This window comes from Klebsiella michiganensis, assembly GCF_002925905.1.
In the GTDB taxonomy this organism is placed as follows: Bacteria; Pseudomonadota; Gammaproteobacteria; order Enterobacterales; family Enterobacteriaceae; genus Klebsiella; species Klebsiella michiganensis.
Genome location: NZ_PRDB01000001.1, coordinates 697208 through 718404 on the forward strand (window position 1 = coordinate 697208; position 21197 = coordinate 718404).

The 21197-nt window shown below is 51.7% G+C and carries 16 protein-coding genes and 3 pseudogenes; 7 read left to right on the top strand and 12 right to left on the bottom strand.

Going from position 1 to position 21197, the window contains the following annotated elements:
• Nucleotides 1-17 precede the first annotated feature (17 nt).
• The 4 genes from CDA56_RS03425 to aspA all read right to left on the bottom strand — a co-directional run bounded on the left by CDA56_RS03425 (nucleotide 18) and on the right by aspA (nucleotide 5037).
• Nucleotides 18-1787, bottom strand: a complete 1770-nt coding sequence (locus tag CDA56_RS03425; protein WP_038423959.1) for a protein-disulfide reductase DsbD — start codon at nucleotides 1785-1787, stop codon at nucleotides 18-20.
• Nucleotides 1763-2086 (bottom strand): divalent cation tolerance protein CutA, encoded by a 324-nt coding sequence (cutA, locus tag CDA56_RS03430; RefSeq protein WP_004097896.1) that lies wholly within the window; start codon nucleotides 2084-2086, stop codon nucleotides 1763-1765. Before cutA ends, CDA56_RS03425 begins: the two co-directional genes overlap by 25 nt.
• A 94-nt stretch (nucleotides 2087-2180) precedes the next feature.
• Nucleotides 2181-3482 (bottom strand): anaerobic C4-dicarboxylate transporter, encoded by a 1302-nt coding sequence (locus CDA56_RS03435; protein ID WP_014227594.1) that lies wholly within the window; start codon nucleotides 3480-3482, stop codon nucleotides 2181-2183.
• 118 nt (nucleotides 3483-3600) lie between these two features.
• Nucleotides 3601-5037 carry an aspartate ammonia-lyase gene (gene aspA, locus CDA56_RS03440; RefSeq protein WP_004097898.1) on the bottom strand — a complete coding sequence of 479 codons (1437 nt, stop codon included), beginning with the start codon at nucleotides 5035-5037 and terminating at the stop codon, nucleotides 3601-3603.
• Nucleotides 5038-5375: 338 nt separating this feature from the next.
• Between aspA and CDA56_RS03450 the strand changes: the two are divergent.
• Nucleotides 5376-5851: pseudogene (locus CDA56_RS03450) on the top strand (FxsA family protein).
• 19 nt (nucleotides 5852-5870) lie between these two features.
• Here the strand turns inward: CDA56_RS03450 and yjeH are convergent.
• On the bottom strand, nucleotides 5871-7130 hold the full coding sequence (gene yjeH, locus CDA56_RS03455; protein ID WP_025107653.1) for an L-methionine/branched-chain amino acid transporter: 1260 nt from the start codon (nucleotides 7128-7130) through the stop codon (nucleotides 5871-5873).
• Between the two features lie 234 nt (nucleotides 7131-7364).
• On the opposite strand from yjeH, the gene CDA56_RS03460 reads away from it, so the two are divergent.
• The 3 genes from CDA56_RS03460 (at nucleotide 7365) to CDA56_RS03470 (ending at nucleotide 9835) form a co-directional block, all read left to right on the top strand.
• Nucleotides 7365-7658: a co-chaperone GroES gene (locus CDA56_RS03460; RefSeq protein ID WP_003855929.1), complete on the top strand. Its 294-nt coding sequence runs from the start codon at nucleotides 7365-7367 to the stop codon at nucleotides 7656-7658.
• Between the two features lie 43 nt (nucleotides 7659-7701).
• Nucleotides 7702-9348, top strand: coding sequence for a chaperonin GroEL (gene groL, locus CDA56_RS03465; protein WP_032747587.1), 1647 nt, complete (start codon nucleotides 7702-7704; stop codon nucleotides 9346-9348).
• 133 nt (nucleotides 9349-9481) lie between these two features.
• Complete coding sequence (locus tag CDA56_RS03470) at nucleotides 9482-9835, top strand: DUF4156 domain-containing protein (protein WP_004097909.1); 354 nt, start codon at nucleotides 9482-9484, stop codon at nucleotides 9833-9835.
• A 47-nt stretch (nucleotides 9836-9882) separates the two neighbouring features.
• Here CDA56_RS03470 and yjeJ read toward each other — a convergent pair whose 3' ends face one another.
• The 3 genes and pseudogenes from yjeJ to CDA56_RS03485 form a co-directional block, all read right to left on the bottom strand.
• Entirely contained in the window at nucleotides 9883-10749 is an 867-nt protein-coding gene (gene yjeJ / locus CDA56_RS03475; protein WP_025107651.1) for a YjeJ family protein, read from the bottom strand.
• Nucleotides 10750-10771: 22 nt separating this feature from the next.
• Nucleotides 10772-12895: a peptidase domain-containing ABC transporter gene (locus CDA56_RS03480; RefSeq protein ID WP_004097913.1), complete on the bottom strand. Its 2124-nt coding sequence runs from the start codon at nucleotides 12893-12895 to the stop codon at nucleotides 10772-10774.
• A pseudogene (locus CDA56_RS03485) lies at nucleotides 12888-13340 on the bottom strand (beta-barrel domain-containing protein); the annotation flags it as partial. The gene CDA56_RS03480 and the pseudogene CDA56_RS03485, both read right to left, overlap by 8 nt.
• Before the next feature lie 70 nt (nucleotides 13341-13410).
• Between CDA56_RS03485 and CDA56_RS03490 the strand changes: the two are divergent.
• Nucleotides 13411-14391: an IS5-like element ISKpn26 family transposase gene (locus tag CDA56_RS03490; protein ID WP_000019441.1), complete on the top strand. Its 981-nt coding sequence runs from the start codon at nucleotides 13411-13413 to the stop codon at nucleotides 14389-14391.
• A 38-nt stretch (nucleotides 14392-14429) separates the two neighbouring features.
• On the opposite strand, the gene CDA56_RS03495 is transcribed toward CDA56_RS03490, so the two are convergent.
• The 4 genes from CDA56_RS03495 to CDA56_RS03510 are packed head-to-tail and all read right to left on the bottom strand — an operon-like array spanning nucleotide 14430 to nucleotide 19340.
• Nucleotides 14430-15440, bottom strand: coding sequence for a fimbrial protein (locus tag CDA56_RS03495; protein ID WP_103815591.1), 1011 nt, complete (start codon nucleotides 15438-15440; stop codon nucleotides 14430-14432).
• A 4-nt stretch (nucleotides 15441-15444) separates the two neighbouring features.
• Nucleotides 15445-18000, bottom strand: a complete 2556-nt coding sequence (locus CDA56_RS03500; protein ID WP_102803522.1) for a fimbria/pilus outer membrane usher protein — start codon at nucleotides 17998-18000, stop codon at nucleotides 15445-15447.
• A 29-nt stretch (nucleotides 18001-18029) separates the two neighbouring features.
• Entirely contained in the window at nucleotides 18030-18722 is a 693-nt protein-coding gene (locus CDA56_RS03505) for a fimbrial biogenesis chaperone (RefSeq protein ID WP_102803523.1), read from the bottom strand.
• Nucleotides 18723-18779: 57 nt separating this feature from the next.
• Nucleotides 18780-19340 carry a fimbrial protein gene (locus tag CDA56_RS03510; RefSeq protein ID WP_025107645.1) on the bottom strand — a complete coding sequence of 187 codons (561 nt, stop codon included), beginning with the start codon at nucleotides 19338-19340 and terminating at the stop codon, nucleotides 18780-18782.
• A 481-nt stretch (nucleotides 19341-19821) separates the two neighbouring features.
• On the opposite strand from CDA56_RS03510, the pseudogene CDA56_RS03515 reads away from it, so the two are divergent.
• Nucleotides 19822-20154, top strand: a pseudogene (locus CDA56_RS03515) (winged helix-turn-helix domain-containing protein); the annotation flags it as partial.
• A gap of 22 nt (nucleotides 20155-20176) precedes the next feature.
• Nucleotides 20177-21145, top strand: a complete 969-nt coding sequence (locus CDA56_RS03520; protein ID WP_023279773.1) for an IS5 family transposase — start codon at nucleotides 20177-20179, stop codon at nucleotides 21143-21145.
• Nucleotides 21146-21197: the final 52 nt, after the last annotated feature.

A 21197-nucleotide genomic window follows, 5' to 3' on the forward strand; every position in this document is an offset into this window, starting at 1 on the left:
TCCTCCTACAGTGTCGCTCACGGTTGTCGATCGCGCAAATGGGCGCTGAATGCCGCGGCATCCATAAAGCCGGTGACGCGCTGCGCGGGCTGCTCCTCGCCCTGTTCATTGAAAAACAGAATGGTGGGCAAGCCGAGCACCTGGAGGTGCTTCAGCAGCGCCGCGTCCCGCGCGCTATTTTTGGTGACATCAACCTGCAGCAGAACGGTCTCTTTCAGGGCCTGTTGAACCTCAGGTGAGGTAAAGGTGTATTTCTCGAACTCTTTGCAGGCCACGCACCAGTCGGCGTACAGGTCGAGCATCACCGGTTTGCCTTTCGCCTGCGCCAGCGCCTGATTGAGCTCATCGACGCTATGGATACGGGTAAACTGGAGATGGGACTGCCGTTGCGCGACCGGCGCATCGAAAGCCCAGTCCTGCAGCGGACGGGCGCTGACCAGCGCGGCGCCGAGCATCGCTATTTGCACAATACGCAGCCAGGGGCGCGTGCCGCCCAGCGAGGTAATAAACGCCCAGCTAAAAAAGGCGACGCCAAGCAGCGACCAAAGCCGCAGGCCCCACGGTTCGCCCACGACACGCTCGAGTAAAAATACCGGCAGCGCCAGGATCACAAAGCCAAAGGCGGTTTTGACGTGGGCCATCCACGGGCCGCTTTTCGGCAGCAGACGGTTACCGAATACGGTCACCAGGATCAGCGGCAGCCCCATACCGAGCGCGTAGAGGTACAGGGTACCGCCGCCCAGCCACAGATTACCGCTCTGGGCGATATAGAGCAGAATGGCGCTCAGCGGCGCGGTGGTACAGGGCGAGCAGATTAATCCGGCAATCGCCCCCATGGCGAATACGCCGCCGGGTGAACCGCCCTGGCGTTTATTGCTCATCAGCGTCAGGCGCGTTTGCAGCGACGAAGGCAGCTGGAGCGTAAACAGACCAAACATCGACAGCGCCAGCAGGATAAACAGCACCGACAGGCCGATCAGCACATAAGGGTGCTGTAGCGCCGCCTGGAACTGCAGGCCCGCAGCGGCAACGACCAGCCCCAGGGCGGTGTAGGTTAGGGCCATGCCCTGGACGTAGATAAAGGCCAGCAGCAGCGCGCGGGCGGTGGAGAGGCGTTTTTGCCCGCCCAGCACGATGCCGGAAATCAGCGGATACATCGGCAGCACGCAGGGGGTAAACGCAATGCCGATACCAATCAATAGCGCCCACAGCGCGCTAAAGGGGAGAGCGGCATCTTTATTGTCCACAGCGGGGGGCGGAAGGTCAGACGGCGACTCTACCGGCAGCGCCGGGCGCGTTTCCAGCGGCAGAGGCGGGGTCAGCCCGGGTTGCCCGACGGCGGTATCGCTGCTGGAGCGCGCGAGCGCGTTGCCGAGCGGCACGATTTTGGTTTCCGGCGGATAGCAGAAACCGGCATCCGCGCATCCCTGATAAGTCACGGTAAGAGTCGCGCCGGCGGCGGCGTGAGTCAGAGTGACCGGCACGGTCAGGCGCTGGCGGTAAATTTCGCTTTTACCGTAAAACTCGTCCTCATGCCATTCGCCTGCAGGCAGCGAGGGGTCGGTAAACGCCGCATCTGCGGACGTCAGCTTTATCTGTTTACGGTAAAGATAGTAACCATCCTTGATTTGCCAGGTCAGATTAAGATCGTGTTGATTCTGCTGAAAATCGAAGGCAAAAGCCTGGTCAGCAGGAACAAAGTTCGAGCGGCCAGGGGCGTCGAACAGGCCGGCAATGGCCGATGTGCTGCAAAGCAGCAGGATCAGCGTAATGATGCGTTGAGCCATGAGAGGTAATCGTTGTCTCCGTGAATAACGGGCAGAACCAGAAGTTCAGGGGTTTGATACGGGTGATGGGACTTCAGGCAGTCCAGCAGCGCCTGCTGATGGGCAAGGTCGGTTTTCAGCAGCATTTGCACTTCATACTCCTGCTCCAGTTTTCCTTCCCAGTAGTAGAGCGATGTCGCTCCCGGCAGGAGAGTGGCGCAGGCGGCGAGTTTTTCCGCCAGCGCTTTGGCCGCCAGGTCCTGGGCGGTCGCTTCATCCGGCGCGGTACAGAGTACAACAACAGCATCAGGCATCGTCATCGTGAACCTCGTATCAGCGAAAAGAGGCACTATAGCATGCAAGATAGGGAGGATTAACGAAACGGGCCAGGATCTGGCCCGAATTTGAAGAGATTTACAGCATGATGCCGCCGAAAATAAACCCGAGGATCACGCATAGCGTAATGGCGATGACGCCGGGGATCAGGAAGGCATGGTTAAAGACATATTTGCCGATGCGGGTGGAGCCGGTGTCATCCATTTCGACCGCCGCCAGCAGGGTGGGGTAGGTCGGCAGAACGAAAAGGGCGGAGACGGCGGCAAATGAGGCGATGGCGGTAAGCGGGCTCACGCCCAGCATCAGCGCGGCGGGCATCAGCGCCTTAGTGGTCGCGGCCTGGGAATATAGCAGGGTCGCGGCGAAGAACAGCACCACCGCCAGCAGCCACGGGTAGTTGTGCAGCAGGTCGCCCGCCACGGTCTGGATATCGCTGATGTGGGCTTTGACGAAAGTATCCCCCAGCCATGCGACGCCGAGAACGCAGACGCAGGCGCTCATGCCGGATTTAAAGGTGCTGGCGTTGAGCACTTCACCGGTGTCGATTTTGCAGGTGATGCTTATCAGCGTCGCGATAGTCAGCATAAACACCACAATCGCTTCGTTACGCGGCAGGACCGGATCCTGGATCAGCCCTACGGTATCGCTGATGGCGGTGGCGTAGAACATCACCGCGACGATACCGATCAGAAACAGTAATACCGAGCGTCTGGCGTGCGGCTTCAGTTCAAAAACCTGGCTGCCGCGCAGTTTGACTTCCCCTTTTGCCAGCCGCTCCTGATAAATCGGATCGTCTTTCAGCTCACAGCCGAGGAAGTTACAGACGATGGCGGTAAGCATGACGGCAATCAGGGTAACCGGAATACAGATCGCCAGTAGCGTCAGGTAGCTGACACCCAGGGGCTCGAGAATACCGGCAAAGAAGACTACCGCTGCGGAAATCGGCGAGGCGGTAATAGCAATCTGCGAAGCGACCACCGCAATGGAGAGCGGGCGTGAGGGGCGGATGCCCTGTTCTTTTGCCACTTCGGTGATAACCGGTAAGGTTGAGAACGCCGTATGCCCGGTTCCGGCAAGCACGGTCATAAACCAGGTGACCAGCGGCGCGAGAAAGGTGATGTATTTGGGATGACGCCGGAGCATACGTTCGGCAAGGCTGACCAGGTAATCCATCCCTCCGGCGACCTGCATGGCGGCGATAGCGGCGATAACCGCCATAATGATTTCGATGACGTCGAAGGGGATCGCGCCAGGTTTAATTTGAAACACGAGGGTCAGGACGAGGACGCCCAGGCCACCGGCGAAACCGATGCCGATTCCCCCGAGCCTGGCTCCCAGATAAATCGCCAGCAGGACAATAACGAGTTCTGCACCAAACATATTTGCCTTCCTTGTTTTATTAACAAGTTGATATTGGGTTGTTGTAATTTAGTAAATCAATAAGAACAAAAAGGGCATGTCATTGCTGACATGCCCGTGGTTAGTTTAATCGGAAAACCTACTGTTCGCTTTCATCGGTATAACGCTTCGCTTTATAGGCCGGATGCATCAGGTTTTGCGCAGAGAAGATATCGTCCAGCTCCGCCGCGGTCAGCAGGCCGCGTTCAAGCACCACATCCCGCACGCTTTTGCCCGTTTCAGCGCAGATTTTGCCGACGATATCGCCATTGTGGTGGCCGATATACGGGTTGAGGTAGGTGACGATGCCAATAGAGTTGTAGACGTAGCTTTCACATACCGCTTTGTTGGCGGTGATGCCGCTGACGCATTTTTCCAGCAGGTTGTAGCAGGCGTTGGTCAGAATATGGATAGATTCAAACATCGCCTGGCCAATCACCGGTTCCATCACATTCAGCTGCAGCTGGCCCGCTTCGGAAGCCATGGTGACGGTGGTGTCGTTACCGATTACTTTGAAGCATACCTGGTTGACCACTTCCGGGACCACCGGGTTAACCTTGGCGGGCATGATGGAAGAGCCCGCCTGCAGTTCAGGCAGGTTGATTTCGTTCAGGCCAGCGCGCGGGCCGGAAGAGAGCAGGCGCAGGTCGTTACAGATTTTGGACAGTTTTACCGCCAGACGCTTCAGAGAGCTGTGGACCATCACGTAGGCGCCGCAGTCGGAGGTCGCTTCGATCAGATCTTCCGCGGGGACAACCGGCAGGTTGCTGACTTCCGCCAGTTTTTGTACCGCCAGCTGCTGATAGCCATCCGGGGTGTTCAGACGGGTGCCGATAGCGGTCGCGCCAAGGTTCACTTCCAGCAGCAGTTCCGCGGTGCGCAGAATGCATTTGGTCTCTTCGTTAAGCAGAACATTAAACGCGTGGAACTCCTGACCGAGGGTCATCGGTACCGCATCCTGTAGCTGAGTCCGGCCCATTTTCAGAATGTCCTGGAACTCTACGGCCTTCTGCTGGAAGCCTTCGCCCAGCTGATTAATCGCATCGATCAGTTTGAGGATGGAGGCGTAGACCGCGATGCGGAAACCGGTCGGGTAGGCATCGTTGGTGGACTGGCATTTGTTAACGTGGTCGTTCGGGTTGAGATACTGATATTCGCCTTTCTGATGGCCCATCAGCTCAAGGCCGATGTTCGCCAGTACTTCATTGGTGTTCATGTTAACGGAAGTGCCCGCGCCGCCCTGGAACACATCGACCGGGAACTGGTCCATGCATTTACCGTTATTCAGGACCTCATCGCAGGCGGCGATAATGGCATTGGCGACGCTTTTGGGGATAGTTTGCAGCTCTTTGTTAGCCTGCGCAGCGGCCTTCTTCACCATCACCATTCCGCGGACAAATTCAGGGATATCGCTGATTTTGTTGTTGCTGATGTAGAAGTTTTCAATCGCTCTCAGAGTATGGACGCCGTAGTAAGCGTCAGCTGGAACTTCCCTGGTACCCAACAGGTCTTCTTCGATACGAATGTTGTTTAACATGTGAACCTTCTCTTTCAAGCTGCCTATGAATTCACCAAATACGCAGAATTAATGGGATCTAGCGCATTTTCTGGCCGCAGATTATTTCCTTAATCGGCCCGGTGCCCACGATCATATGCTGATGATAGCGAATATCAGCCGCCCTGATCACTTATTATGTAGTGAATCTTATAAGAATTATTAATCTGTGAAATGAGTCACCGGTTTTCTAATTTTGAAAAAAATAAGCTTTTTTTACGATTGAAAAGTGACGTTTTGGCCCAACATCTTGCTGATGCGAATAGCACATCTATGACTACGGGCGCCGATGCTGGCGTCTGTTAATGAAGGAGACGCCGGTGCGTTGGATTCCGTTAATTGCCGTTTTTTTATACGTTTACATTGAAATATCGATCTTTATCCAGGTCGCTCATGTGCTTGGCGTTCTGCTGACGCTGATTCTGGTGATCTTCAGCTCGGTGGTGGGGATATCTCTGGTGAAAAACCAGGGCTTTAAAAACCTCATGCTGATGCAGCAGAAGATGGCGGCGGGGAGAGCCCGGCCGCAGAGATGATCAAAAGCGTGTCGCTGATTATCGCCGGTTTGCTGTTGCTTCTGCCGGGGTTCTTTACCGATTTCCTGGGGCTGCTGCTGCTGTTACCTCCGGTACAGAAGCATCTGACCTTAAAACTGATGCCGCATCTGCGCTTTAGCCGGATGCCGGGCGGCGGGTTTAGCGCCGGAACGGGCGGCGGCGATACCTTTGAAGGCGAATACCAGCGTAAAGACGACGAACGCGACCGTCTCGATCATAAAGACGATCGCCGCGACTAACATGCATTGCCCGGGCCGGTTACTCCGGCCTGGAATACCCCTCCGCCAGCCTGCGCTTCGGTAAAAACAGCCACAGTACCGCCAGCATGATAAACGCGTAAAGGCTCTTCCAGCCCACCATCGCCAGCAGCAGCAGGCACAGCAGGCTGCCAAACGCCGCTAACGCGCGATAACGTCCCTCAAGCAAACGGCAGCCCGCCAGCATGCACAGCAGATAGATCATAATAAAAATGCCGTTGGCGTAGACGATCAGCGCATCAAGATTGATATTGAGCGCATAAATGCATAACGCGCTAATGACGCAGCAGCCGAGCACCGCGTTCAGCGCGTTGCGCGGAATCTGTCGCGGCGACAGCCGGGCCAGATAGCTCTCGGGTTTGTACTGCGCCTGCGACCAGACCAGGCGAGCAAAACTCTGAATATAGATATTGAGGCTGGCGAAGCAGGCGAGATAGCCGATAACGCAGGCAATCCACAGCGCCTGCACGCCAAACAGGTGCACCACGATATTGGGCAGCGACGCGGCGGCGGCCATCTCCTCGCCAAAGGCATGAAAATGCAGGACCAGCACGGTACAGGCCCAGTAGACGGAACCCGCCAGTAATAAGCCAATCATCAGCGCGCGGGGGAAATCGCGTTCCGGCTGCTTAAACTCAGAGGCCAGGTGTGCAAAAGCCTCCAGCCCGACAAAGCACCAGAACATCACGGAAAGCGCGGAGAAAAGCTGCGAACTATCGATTTCAGCGGGCGCGGGGAAGGGGATCTGCGCGGGATTGATCGCGCCGCGCCACCAGATGGCGACGATCAGGGCGACAATCAGCACGGCAACCAGCGTTTGTAGATTGGCGCTGGAGCTGGCTCCGCGGGAACCGACCCACCAGATAATCGCCAGCGTTCCCAGCTCGGCCAGCAGCAGCTGGCTGTCGTGCCAGCCAAAAAGCGCCTGACCAAAGCCGGTGGCGATGTGCAGGGCCGCGGGTAATCCCACCGGGATCACCGATAAAAAGAGCCAGCCGGTGACGCGCGCCAGACGCGGGCCAAAGGCCATATTCACAAAATGCGCCACGCCGCCGGCGCTGGGAAAGTGGCGGCCCAGCGTCGCAAAGACGATAGCGATGGGAAACACCAGTAAAATCAGCGCCGGCCAGGCCCAGAGGCTGTTATCGCCGGCGACCAGCGCGGCCAGTGCCGGAACGGCGAAGACCCCGGTTCCCAGTAATGACGTGGAGAGTAATCCCACGCCTTGAGCCAGCCCTAACTCCTGTTTTAAACCACTCATGATTCAACCTTGCGCCCGGCAAAAAAAGGATGGTATCACAATCGCTTTTGCTTATGACGTCAGGCGAGGACGGCAAATTTATGTGCGTCCGAGCACGAGGACAAATTTTTTTTTGCGTTTCCCCTTGAAGCGGTAAAACCCCATCCCCATCTCTCAGGGCACTAGCCGGAAAACCGTGTGCGGACCGGCGTCATCCATAACTGATAATGACTTTCTCAAAGGAGAGCTATCAAAATGAGTATTCGTCCGTTACATGATCGTGTGATCGTCAAACGTAAAGAAGTTGAAACGAAGTCTGCTGGCGGCATCGTTCTGACCGGTTCTGCGGCAGCAAAATCAACTCGTGGCGAAATCATCGCTGTCGGTAAGGGCCGCATCCTGGAAAACGGAACCGTGCAGCCTCTGGACGTTAAAGTTGGTGACATCGTCATTTTCAACGATGGCTATGGCGTGAAGTCCGAGAAGATCGACAATGAAGAAGTGTTGATCATGTCCGAAAGCGACATTCTGGCAATTGTTGAAGCGTAATCCGCGAACGACACTGAACATACGAATTTAAGGGAAAGATAAAATGGCAGCTAAAGACGTAAAATTCGGTAACGACGCTCGTGTGAAAATGCTGCGCGGCGTAAACGTACTGGCAGACGCAGTTAAAGTAACCCTGGGCCCGAAAGGCCGTAATGTGGTTCTGGACAAATCCTTCGGTGCGCCAACCATCACTAAAGACGGCGTTTCCGTAGCGCGTGAAATCGAGCTGGAAGACAAGTTCGAAAACATGGGCGCGCAGATGGTGAAAGAAGTTGCCTCTAAAGCGAACGACGCTGCAGGCGACGGTACCACCACCGCAACCGTACTGGCTCAGGCTATCATCGCTGAAGGCCTGAAAGCCGTTGCTGCGGGTATGAACCCGATGGACCTGAAACGTGGTATCGACAAAGCTGTCGTTGCCGCCGTTGAAGAACTGAAAACGCTGTCCGTACCGTGCTCTGACTCTAAAGCCATTGCTCAGGTAGGTACCATCTCCGCTAACTCCGACGAAACCGTAGGTAAACTGATCGCGGAAGCGATGGACAAAGTCGGTAAAGAAGGCGTTATCACCGTTGAGGACGGTACCGGTCTGGAAGACGAACTGGACGTGGTTGAAGGTATGCAGTTTGACCGCGGCTACCTGTCCCCGTACTTCATCAACAAGCCGGAAACCGGTGCTGTTGAGCTGGAAAGCCCGTTCATCCTGCTGGCTGACAAAAAAATCTCCAACATCCGCGAAATGCTGCCGGTTCTGGAAGCCGTGGCGAAAGCTGGCAAACCGCTGGTTATCATCGCTGAAGACGTAGAAGGCGAAGCGCTGGCGACCCTGGTGGTGAACACCATGCGCGGCATCGTTAAAGTGGCTGCGGTTAAAGCTCCGGGCTTCGGCGACCGTCGTAAAGCTATGCTGCAGGACATCGCAACCCTGACCGGCGGTACCGTTATCTCTGAAGAGATCGGTATGGAGCTGGAAAAAGCGACTCTGGAAGACCTGGGTCAGGCGAAACGCGTTGTTATCAACAAAGACACCACCACCATCATCGATGGCGTGGGTGAAGAAGCTGCGATTCAGGGCCGCGTTACTCAGATCCGTAAGCAGATCGAAGAAGCGACTTCTGACTACGACCGTGAAAAACTGCAGGAGCGCGTTGCGAAACTGGCAGGCGGCGTTGCGGTAATCAAAGTTGGCGCAGCGACCGAAGTTGAAATGAAAGAGAAGAAAGCCCGCGTTGACGATGCCCTGCACGCGACCCGTGCTGCGGTTGAAGAAGGCGTGGTTGCCGGTGGTGGCGTAGCGCTGGTTCGCGTTGCGGCTAAACTGGCTGGCCTGACCGCTCAGAACGAAGATCAGAACGTCGGTATCAAAGTTGCGCTGCGCGCAATGGAAGCTCCGCTGCGTCAGATCGTATCCAACGCCGGTGAAGAGCCGTCAGTTGTTGCTAACAACGTGAAAGCCGGTGAGGGTAACTACGGTTACAACGCCGCAACTGAAGAATACGGCAACATGATCGACTTCGGTATCCTGGACCCAACCAAAGTGACGCGTTCTGCTCTGCAGTACGCAGCATCCGTTGCTGGTCTGATGATCACCACCGAGTGCATGGTTACTGACCTGCCGAAAAGCGACGCGCCTGACTTAGGTGCTGCTGGCGGTATGGGTGGCATGGGCGGTATGGGCGGCATGATGTAATCGTGCGCTATACCCCTTAGAAATAAAGAACCCTCGGGCAGAAATGCTCGGGGGTTTTTCTTTTTGTCGTCTTTTTAGTATAAGGTTGTACATCCGGGCCAGTGCGTCCAGCTCATTGATCGTGGGGAATAACATGCAGGTAAAATATTTAGCAGGGATTGTCGGCGCAGCATTGTTGTTAGCAGGTTGCAGCTCCAGCAACGAATTGACCTCTGGTGGCCAGAACGTACGCTTTGTTGAGGATAAACCGGGTTCCGAATGCCAGCTGTTAGGCACTGCGACCGGTACGCAGAGCAACTGGCTGTCCGGGCAGAATGGTGATGAAGGCGGCTCTATGCGCGGTGCGGCAAACGCTCTGCGTAACCATGCGGCAGAAATGGGAGGCAACGTGATTTACGGCGTCAGCAGCCCGACGCAGAATCTGTTGTCCAGCTTTGTCCCGACAGATAGCCAAATGAACGGCCAGGTTTATAAGTGCCCGAATTGATTTAACAGGTGCCTCTTTTGAGCCAATAGAGGCACCTGGCATATTTTTTAGCGCGCGTTGATTTTGGCCTGTGTCGCCATGTAGAACGCATGTAAAGGCCGCAGGCACTCCTCCAGCGACAGCATTCTTCCCGGCTGAGAAGGAATAATTTGGCTAAAAATCTGGCAGGGCTGATGCTTTGCGTGCACTTCTTTCAGTTTTGGGCTCTTCTCAATTAAGCGCATCACTACGCTATTCTCCTGCTCTGACGGATGGGCGGCGTTGGTTTTAATCACCGCGCCGGAGATGATTTTTCGGCCTGCTTCCGTATCACAGCAGTACAGCACGCCCAGATAATGGGAAAACAGATTGAGCTTCCACTCATCCTGGATGTACTGTTGATAATCAACATTCTTGTTATTCGTTAAATCCAGGGCATATAGCATCAGGCTTTCCAGTGATGACGTTAAATTTTTAATCAGTTCGTTATCACCGGCGTTTTTAAGAGATTGCTGAACTCCAACCAGCAGCGCTTCAACCTGCATATCATCAATGCGCAGCGTAGCAATTTGCTCGTTTTGCAGCACAAGAATGAGCGTTGACCAGGTATCTCCTGGTTTTAACGTAATCGATATGACTCGCCTTTCCGAATTGGGCTGCTGGACTTCCGGCATATCTATAACCGGGGTGTTTTCTATGAGCTGCTCATTAAAAGCGACCAGTTCGCTCTTATAACTTTCACCTTCAGCGTTTAAGCGCTGTAATACGATGGCCATCCTGTGTTGTAAAACTAACAGGAGGTCGGTAAGCGCCTGGGCCTGAAGATAGTAAGACTGGCAAAGTTGATTACTCAGCTTTACTTTGAGCATTAAAGCTAAAAATTTGTCTTCATATTTAATTGATGCGGTATTAAAACCAATAAACGTGCCTTGCATTCGGATCTCCTTTTCCTGAGGGTTACGCTGGTGCCAGCGTGCGTAGCTGTGATAAATCAATGATGCGATCGGCCGAGGCAATGGTGGATGGCCGATGGGCGACGATGATTCGGGTAATGCTTAGCCCAGAGATAGACTGGTTAATCACCGACTCATTTTTAAGATCGAGATGACTGGTGGCTTCATCCATAAACAGAATGCTGGGTTTTCGATAGAGGGCGCGAGCGATTAAGAGCCGCTGTTTTTGCCCGCCAGAGATGCCTAAACCGAGCTCGCCGACAATGGTTTCGTACCCCATCGGCATTTTCATGATTTCATCATGGATATTACATCTGCGTGCGCATTCAACGATAAAGTCCATATCGGCGTTATCTTCAAAGCCGCTGATATTATCGATCAGGGAACCCGAAAAGAGTCTGTCTTCCTGCAGAACGCAGGCCGTTCCATGACGGAAGTTGTTAATGCCGATTTTCTGAATATCGAGGTTATCCGCTATCACATCGCCGCTGGTTGGGGACAGCAGGCCGCACATGACTTTCAGTAGCGTGGTTTTACCGACGCCGGAAGGGCCGACCAGCGCGATGGATTCGCCCGGTTCAACGGTAATATTTAAATTAGAAAAAATAGGCTGCGAGAACGGATCGTACTGGTAGCTGAGATTCTTCACTTCCAGTTTAACGCCCGTGTTTTCTGCAAAAACGCGTCGTGAAGGCAGTTCTTTTTCCGGCTCGCTAAAGACGATCTCTGAAAGACGCTCATTATGTAACGACAGCATACGCAGCTGCATAATCAGATCGATCAAACTTGAGGCGCGCTGCGAGAACTGACCGCGATAGGCATTAAAGGCCATAAACATGCCAAGGGTCATATTGTTATCAATAACCATAATTGCCCCCAGCCAGAGAACCGCAACCTGGTCGATAGAAGTAATAAAGGTATTAATACCGCCAAACATCATATCGAACCGAGTCTGTTTGATGCCGGCATTACAGGCGTCGATGTTGATATTTAACCAGTGCTGCGAACGGCGTTCTTTTAAGTTCAACGCCTTAATGGTTGAAATACCATAGAGCGACTCCATAAAGTGCGAGCTGGAACGGGCGCCCTTGATAACCTGCTCTTCGGCAACGCGGCGGTAGAAGCTGTAGGTCGCAAAACGCATGATGACGTAGCATAAAGTAAAGCCCACCACGACCCAAACCAGCCAGCCGCCATAAAGCGTTAGCATAATCAGCAGGCCAACGGTCATAATCGAATCGATAATGCCGGTAACAATACTATTGGTGAAGGTTGAGCGGATAGTATCCAGCGAGGAGAAACGAGACTGAATATCGCCCAGATGGCGCTTCTCAAAAAAGGATAACGGCAGGCTCGCCAGATGATCGAACAGCGTTGTCTTCCACTGAATATTGGTCAGCGTATTTAACGTTAATGAGATCCAGGCCCGCAGCATACTAATAAATGTACGGAAGAGCGTGAAGAAAACCAGGCCAATACAGATAACCGAAAGCAGGCTCTGATCGTGCGCCATGATGACGTGGTCGGTAACCAGCTGCGTGCCGATGGGTAACAACAGACCGATAGCCTCAACCACTACCGAAAAGGCAAAGATCTTGAGCAGGACGGATTTCAGCCCAACAATATTACGCATCAGGTCCAGCAGGCGTAGACGAGATTTCGCCTGTTCCTGCTGAAAGTTTTGGTCCGGCCATAGCTCCAGCGCAACGCCGGTAAAGTTATTGGACATTTCCTGGATGCCAATAACCCGTTTACCCAGCGCCGGGTCGTGAACAATAAAGCTGCTTTTACGCACTTTAGTGAGCACCACGTAATGATTCAAACCCCAGTGGATGACGCAGGGCAGCTTTAGCTGCTTGATTTCATCCAGGTCGAGGGATAGCGCGCGGCTTTTCAACCCGGCATGTTCCGCCGTTTTGCTCAACGACATGAGCGTAACGCCCTGAGAAGGACTGCCGTAGCGATGGCGGAAGTTGAACAGGTCGATATTGAGCCCGTAGAAGCCGCAAACCATCGCCAGACAGGCGATACCGCATTCGGCAGCCTCCGACTGTAATATCACCGGCGTTTTATGGCGGAGCGAAAAATTTAGCTTATCGGTAATCGTTTTAAACAGTTCTTTATGCATCGATCGGGCCACTCACGCTTTGCGTCATCTTATAGAAAGGGGTAAACATCCACATATAAAGCGGACGCTCTTCAAGAAAAACTACCGCCTGAGCCTTCAGGCCGTTAGAGAGCGTGAGCGTTTTTCCGTTGTAGTTAAAAGTCTTGTCTTTAATTTTTATAATGGCTTTATAGAGCGCCAACTCCTGCTGGCTAGTGCCGTTATTAACGTTGGTATATTCAGCCATCTCCTGGCGTGATGCTGGAACCGAGGAGATAGAAATAACCTTTCCTGGAAACTGCCCAAATTTATCCGCAGGAAAAGCATCATAGCGAATATTAATCGTGTCGCCTGGCTTCACATAAGGGATAGTATTATTGGGTAACCATAGGATGAGATAATACTCAATATCCCCTGTGGGTTTGATCTGTGCGAGGCTGCTGCCGTTCTCAACCATCTGCCCCTTAGGGAAGGTGCGAACAAGTTCCTGATATGAGATCATCATATTCATCCGGAGCGCATCCCAGAGGGACATCATGAGCCATCAACTCACCTTCGCCGATAGTGAATTCAGCACTAAGCGCCGTCAGACCCGAAAAGAGATTTTCCTCTCCCGCATGGAGCAGATTCTGCCATGGCAGAATATGACCGCTGTCATCGAGCCGTTTTATCCCAAGGCGGGCAATGGCCGACGGCCCTATCCGCTGGAGACCATGCTGCGTATTCACTGCATGCAGCATTGGTACAACCTGAGCGACGGTGCCATGGAAGATGCCCTGTACGAAATCGCCTCCATGCGCCTGTTTGCCCGATTATCCCTGGATAGCGCCCTGCCGGATCGCACCACCATCATGAATTTCCGCCACCTGCTCGAGCAGCATCAACTGGCCCGTCAATTGTTCAAGACCATCAATCGCTGGCTGGCCGAAGCAGGCGTCATGATGACCCAAGGCACTTTGGTGGATGCCACCATCATTGAGGCACCCAGCTCTACCAAGAACAAAGAGCAGCAACGCGATCCGGAGATGCATCAGACCAAGAAAGGCAATCAGTGGCACTTTGGCATGAAGGCCCACATTGGTGTCGATGCCAAGAGTGGCCTGACCCACAGCCTAGTCACCACCGCGGCCAACGAGCATGACCTCAATCAGCTGGGTAATCTGCTTCATGGAGAGGAGCAATTTGTCTCAGCCGATGCCGGCTACCAAGGAGCGCCACAGCGCGAGGAGCTGGCCGAGGTGGATGTGGACTGGCTGATCGCCGAGCGTCCCGGCAAGGTAAAAACCTTGAAGCAGCATCCGCGCAAGAACAAAACGGCCATCAACATCGAATACATGAAAGCCAGCATCCGTGCCAAGGTGGAGCACCCGTTTCGCATCATCAAGCGGCAGTTCGGCTTCGTGAAAGCCAGATACAAGGGGCTGCTGAAAAACGATAACCAACTGGCGATGTTATTCACCCTGGCCAACCTGTTTCGGGTGGACCAAATGATACGTCAGTGGGAGAGATCTCAGTAAAAACCGGAAATAACGCCAGAAATGGTGGAAAAAATAGCCTAAATAGGCTGATTCGATGTGTTTGCGGGAAAAAAATCGGCCCAGATCCGCGAAATTTTAATCAGCGAGTCAGCTTGGGAAGAAATGACCTGCTTATTCGCACCTTCCTTAGTACTGACGAAGGGGTAGGCACTCAGATCGTTAAATTTTATCGCAGAACCATTTTTTTTAAGAATGATACCTATGTTTTGAGCGCCGTCTGGTAATGAATTTAGTAATAGTCCATTTACGCTTGTTGATGCTACAGATATAGGGCTAAACCAGTAAACATATTTTTTATTGATTTCTGAATCCGGGCAGTTAATATCGAGGATAATATTTTTGGACTTGCCTGCGGCACTGCCGACTGCTACGGAATTTAAATCCGAAATATCAATGGTTGATAGTTTTACGATACCTCCATTGCGCGGCGAGATTTCGCAGGTAGTTTCCTTAAAAGTAATGTTAGTCAAATCCACATTGATTCTGAATAATTCAGCGGTATTCGATGCACCCGTGTTGGTCTGATTTGGCGGGCCAGCCATAAAATAAACCGCCGTTTTGTTTCCCTTTTGTTTCGTTATGGGGCCGGTTTTCACTAACCAGACCATGACCTGTCCAGACGCTTTAGAAAAATAATGATTGCTGGCTATTTCTGGCTGATCTATTTCTGCAGGGGAAAAATAGTTAACTGATGGTAAGGTAATATCAGAAATCTGAAACCCAATACCGGGGATACCTGTCTCATAAACTATTTTTCCACCAATTTTAGTAATATTAGATGGGCTTACGACAGGTACGGTTCTGACGACATAAACATCGCTGGAACTACACGATGAAAATGTTTTGGGATTTACACTTCCACGTCTTGCCGACGCTAATATGCTACCGTTAGGTAATGTGGAATCCGCGATGACAGAACCGTTAAAACTAACGGTAATCGCACCGCCACCCGTTTTACTATATGAGCAGGTAGCCACCGCCTGTAAGCTTATGCTGAGTAAACTAATAATAAAAAAAAGACATTTCATAGTATTACTTTCCCTGTTGGTGGCAAACCGCAGTCGTCTGCGCGATGCCTTCGATTTCCCTGGCCAGACTATAAGCCGCTTTACACTGCTGGCCAGTCTTTGAACCCCACTGGGCATAGACTTCACCGTTATCTTTTAGACCGGACATGTAGACCATCCCACCATCAGACACGATACTGGCCTGGGCATTTTTATCGGTAGTTGACGTTACCGTTGCGCCATACGGCACGTTTTCGCCTGATGCTCTCTTAAGGATAAGGAATGCGCGGCGGCCAATATTACCCGCGAAGTTCGCCCGTACCACGGCTGCACGGGTAGGCACGACTTTTTGCGTCGTATTTGGCAATTCCATATTATTCCCCAGAGTCGTGCTATCTAAGGTTACGTTGGTCCGATGGTATGGCGTAACGTACGGAATAATCGCGTAGCCGCGGGAGTCCGTTTCGATAGTCGCGTCGTTTTCCAGGCGTACATTTTTCAGCCCGGGTGCTTTAACCAGTACGGCGGTTTCAGACATTTCCTGACCCAGGGTAATACCGTCGGCATGCATTAATACGCCGCCGCTCAGACCATAGTTAATCAACTGGCTATGTTTGGCATAACTGTAGCCGGCGTTAACTGAACCCGTTGAACCACGATAGTTGCCGTAGACGCCGCCGCTGGCATCCTCCCGATTGCTGTAGCCCTGCTGTACGTTCCAGTCGAGGTTATGATTTTCCAGCGCCACCCCGCTCAGAGAAACATACTGATCGGTCGAGCCCGGGCTGCTGTTGGTGACGTTGTAGGTCGCATAAGCATTAGGCAACCACTCGCTTAAAGGAATAGAGATATTAAATGAAACGACATGGTCATCCTCTACATAACGGCCGGAGCCACTATTTCCCCAGCTGTAGCGGCTATAGCTATAGCCGGCATAATAGTTAAAGCGACGGAACCCGCCGTTGTAACCAATATTCAGCGAGTTATTGTGGCGCTTGCTGTCCCAGTAATCCTCGAATATACCGGATACAGAAAGGCTACCTAACCCGGCCCCCAGGCTTTGGCTGACGGTAATATTGGTTCTGTTACGCAGAGAGCGTGGAGTATAGCCGCCGTATCTGTTGCTATAGGTGTTCATCACATCGCTTAGCGTATTGTACCCGGAGGTCGAATAGCGGTAGCCGGCTACGGTAATATTGGTGCCGGTCTCAAGAATATTTTTACCATAGCGGATACGCCAGGATTGGCCGGACGTTTTATCTTCATCTTTCTTGTGGGACCAGGCTGTCGTGACGTCTGCGGAAACCGCGCCAATATCGCCAAGGTTTTGCCCGGCCCCGAAAGCGAGCGCCTGATAGTTGGATGCCGCCTGCAAACCGGTATAGAAAGTGGTGTTGCTTAAGACACCGTAGCCGATCGTAGCCTGCGTAAACGGCTTTTCATCTATATTGCCGTCATATGGGCGATATTTACCGCTCGTGATCTCATACTCCATCTGGCCTTCTCTGAGCATTAATGGCAGAGAGGCGTAAGGCACGACGAAGTTCTGTTGGGAACCATCGGACTCCTCGACGGTGACGTAAAGGTCACCGTTGCCGCCGGTCGAGTAGAGATCGGTGATTTCGAAAGCGCCCGGAGCGACAAAGGCCTGGTAGATTTGATAGCCATTCTGTTTAATGACGATGCGAGCGTTGGTCCTGGCAATACCACGAACAACAGGCGCGAAGCCGCGCAGGCTTTCAGGAATCATGTCCGTATCGGTTGCCAGCTGAATCCCCGTGAAGGGCACGCTGTCAAAAATGCTGGAGAGAGAGGTGCTTTCACCCATGACTAAGGTGCTTTTCAACGACACAATGCTTCGCTGCGCATAGAGATAGACGGAATCCCAGTCACTCTTCGTGCCTGCTGATTTATTCCAGGTACTAAGGTTGCGCAGGCGCCACGGCCCAATGTTCAGGCCGGATTGTAGGTTAAGATTGTAATACTCATTGTCCGCTTCATAGTCTTTGCCTGAACTGAACTGATAGTTGGTCAGCAAGGCGTTAATACCGTCATCAAACTCATCGGGAGAAACAAATCCCTGAGCTATCGTCGACAGGGCTGCCTGCGGTATGGATATCAGCAGCTGTTGAGTATTAAAGTTAAAATCGGTGGTGAAATCCGGGATGACGCTCGTATCAGCACAGCCGTTAGCATCCTCTTTTAATGTTGGAAATGCTTCGGAACGTAAACCATAGGTGGTTAATTTAGCAATGCTTAAACATGGCGCGAGTTTTAAGGCATCAGTCGCCGGATCTTTTTTGTCAACAAAGCGAATATCGGCCGTTTCTTGCAGACTATTATTTAAAATAACGTCAATGCGGTACACCCCTGGTGCCTGTGCATCCTTGGTTGAATACAGGGACAGGTCCGGTATTGAGGATGGATCGCCCTGATTTACTGATTTTATAAAAGCGGGATCAAAAAAATCACGTGCCAGGGCATTAGCGCTTAAACCGAGAGCGAGCGCCGGAACGAGAACGAAAAATGTGTGGTAGGTTCCGGATAGCGCCCCTCCCATCTTTTTTATTGAAATAGACATACTTTTCACCCTGGCCAATGAAAAAGAATTTAAATCGATGAGGTGTTAGCTGGGCCCGAGCCCCCATTATCCGTAGCTACCTTCCATACGATCTCTGAACCATTTATACCTGCAGGCAAAGTAAATTCTTTGCTGGAAAAAGCATCAATGTTATTAACTGAACTAGTAATATCCCTGCCGTTTATTGTTATTGTTTTAAAATAAATAAAGAATGGGGTCGGGTTTTTTAACGTTATTTTATTACCGGACTTACGCCACTGCAGATTTTTGGCCTCAGTAGTAATATTCATATCCTGAATAGCGCGTGGACGATAGATGAGGCGCATTCTGTGGCGAACGGCGAGCTGCAGCTTGTTTTTATCGGCTTCAGTATCGCTGGTTGGCGGGATAGACATAACGTTAAAGAAGTAGACGGTTTCACGATCCTGCGGTGCTTTGGATATATACGCATTAGGAAAAACACGCACCGTATTCGTTTGCTTTCCCTCCAGACGGAAAAGTGGAGGCGTCACCATAAAAAAGCTGTCTTTCGTTCCTTCAGGTGCTTCTACCCAGGATTTAATAAGATATGGCGTATCATCTTTATTTTCAATGTTTGCGCTGATTTCTCGCGCGCCTTCTTTATAAAGATGACGGGTTGAATCCACCACGACTCCGCTGTGGGCTACGAAGCTGATGGTAATAAAAGAAAGTGTAGTTAGCCTTAATAATGACTTCAGCATAATTCATTCCCTGAATATAAGAATGGGGTTTACCTCAGGTAAACCCCGGCATGCTTATTAGTAGCTAATAGTAAAGGTTGCTACACCCTTAACTGCACCATCGGTAACGCCATTTGCGGTTTTAACGTATGCGGCTTTATAACGCAGATAAGAAGGCGTACCCGCAGTATATGCAATAACCTTAGGCGTAGTGCCGGTGAAGCTTACGCGAGTTCCATCGGTATTAACTACGGTAACCGCAGCGTTAGTCGCCGGGCTGGCCGCGGAGTTGGTCAGCACGTCATCCTGGCCGCTGATATAGTCGCCTGTTACGGTGACGTTGATATTGCCACTAAAGTCTTTAGCGCCTTTCTGGCAGTCTTCGATTTTGTACTCAATATCTTTTGCTGTAGACATATACGGTGCGTTGACAGCCAGGGCCTCCAGCACGGATGCTTTTACATCATCCAGCGTTAAAGATCCGCCTGAAATCATCGCGGACGGCGTTACGTTACAGGATTCGCCGGTGTCGGTTACGTTGCCCAGAATAGTCAGATTAGAACTGTTTCCTGCCGCAAAAGCCTGGGCACTCAGAACTGCTGAAGCAGCGACCATTACAGCTACAATTGTTTTTTTCATTTATTTAATCCATATAGAGATACTAAAGTCCTGAATAGCGTCATGGCGTGGATGTTAATTAGTATGAATAGTAATAACTAGCATTCCGCTATGCTGCCTGAGCGCTATCGTTATCTTTCTCCTGCCGCCACTATTGTACAAATCAGCGCGTATTGTGCCGGAGCGGTAACAAATCTAAGTGCAGGGTAGATAAAATGCATGTGAATTCTGCTTGAATTTAAAGCTTGTTTATTGAAGGTTGCAAATTCACAAGTAGACTTCGTAGATAATAACGAGCGTATCTGGAACGTATAGTTGTAAATCAGTCTTCCATTTGGTTCAAATATCATGATAATATTATCTTTGCTCTGGGAGGAGCGGGAATTTATCCTTGAAATTATCTAATCTGGCAGGCTAAAAGGGATGTGTTGTGTTTGCTAAAGGTGAATTTGAATTTAATTCATCTTTGTTTCATATGGAATGGTGAGAGAGGATTGGGATTATGATATTCAATGAATATATCATTAATAATGAAGTTATTTTTAATGTAAATATGAATGAGCTACAGCCTGTAGGAGAGAATGGGGACAGCGTGACCCTCAATGTGCCAACGGCACGCTGCCTGCAACTTTTGCTCGAAAGCAACGGGAAGATTATATCCAGGGAGGAGTTTCTGGATATAGTGTGGAAAAATAGAGGGATTGTTGTTTCTCAGAATACGTTCTATCAGAACATTTCCTTGCTAAGAAAATCATTACTGAAAGCAGGATTATCGCAAGATATTATTGTCACAGTAAGGCAGCGGGGATTTGTTCTCGCCGCAGGGGCTTTGTTGAATAAATCGAACTTTTGCTGAGTTGAAGGATCAGATCACGCATCTTCCCGACAACGCAGACCGTTCCGTGGCAAAGCAAAAGTTCAAAATCACCAACTGGCCCACCTACAATAAAGCCCTCATCAACCGTGGCTCCATAACTTTCTGGCTGGATGATGAAGCTATTCAGGCCTGGTATGAGTCGGCAACGCCTTCATCACGGGGAAGACCTCAGCGCTATTCTGATCTCGCCATCACCACCGTTCTGGTCATTAAACGCGTGTTCAGGTTGACCCTGCGGGCTGCACAGGGTTTTATTGATTCCATTTTTACACTGATGAATGTTCCGTTGCGCTGCCCGGATTACACCAGTGTCAGCAAGCGCGCAAAGTCGGTTAATGTCAGTTTCAAAACGTTCACCCGGGGTGAAATCGCGCATCTGGTGATTGATTCCACCGGGCTGAAGGTCTTTGGTGAAGGCGAATGGAAAGTCAAAAAACACGGCAAAGAACGCCGTCGTATATGGCGAAAGTTGCATCTGGCAGTTGACAGCAACACACATGAAATCATCTGTGCAGACCTGTCGCTGAACAATGTGACGGACTCAGAAGCCTTCCCGGGTCTTATCCGGCAGACTCACAGAAAAATCAGGGCAGCATCGGCAGACGGCGCTTACGACACCCGGCTCTGTCATGATGAACTGCGGCGTAAGAAAATCAGCGCGCTTATCCCACCCCGAAAAGGCGCGGGTTACTGGCCCGGTGAATATGCAGACCGTAACCGTGCAGTGGCTAATCAGCGAATGACCGGGAGTAATGCGCGGTGGAAATGGACAACAGATTACAACCGTCGCTCGATAGCGGAAACGGCGATGTACCGGGTAAAACAGCTGTTCGGGGGTTCACTGACGCTGCGTGACTACGATGGTCAGGTTGCGGAGGCTATGGCCCTGGTACGAGCGCTGAACAAAATGACGAAAGCAGGTATGCCTGAAAGCGTGCGTATTGCCTGAAAACACAACCCGCTACGGGGGAGACTTACCCGAAATCTGATTTATTCAACAA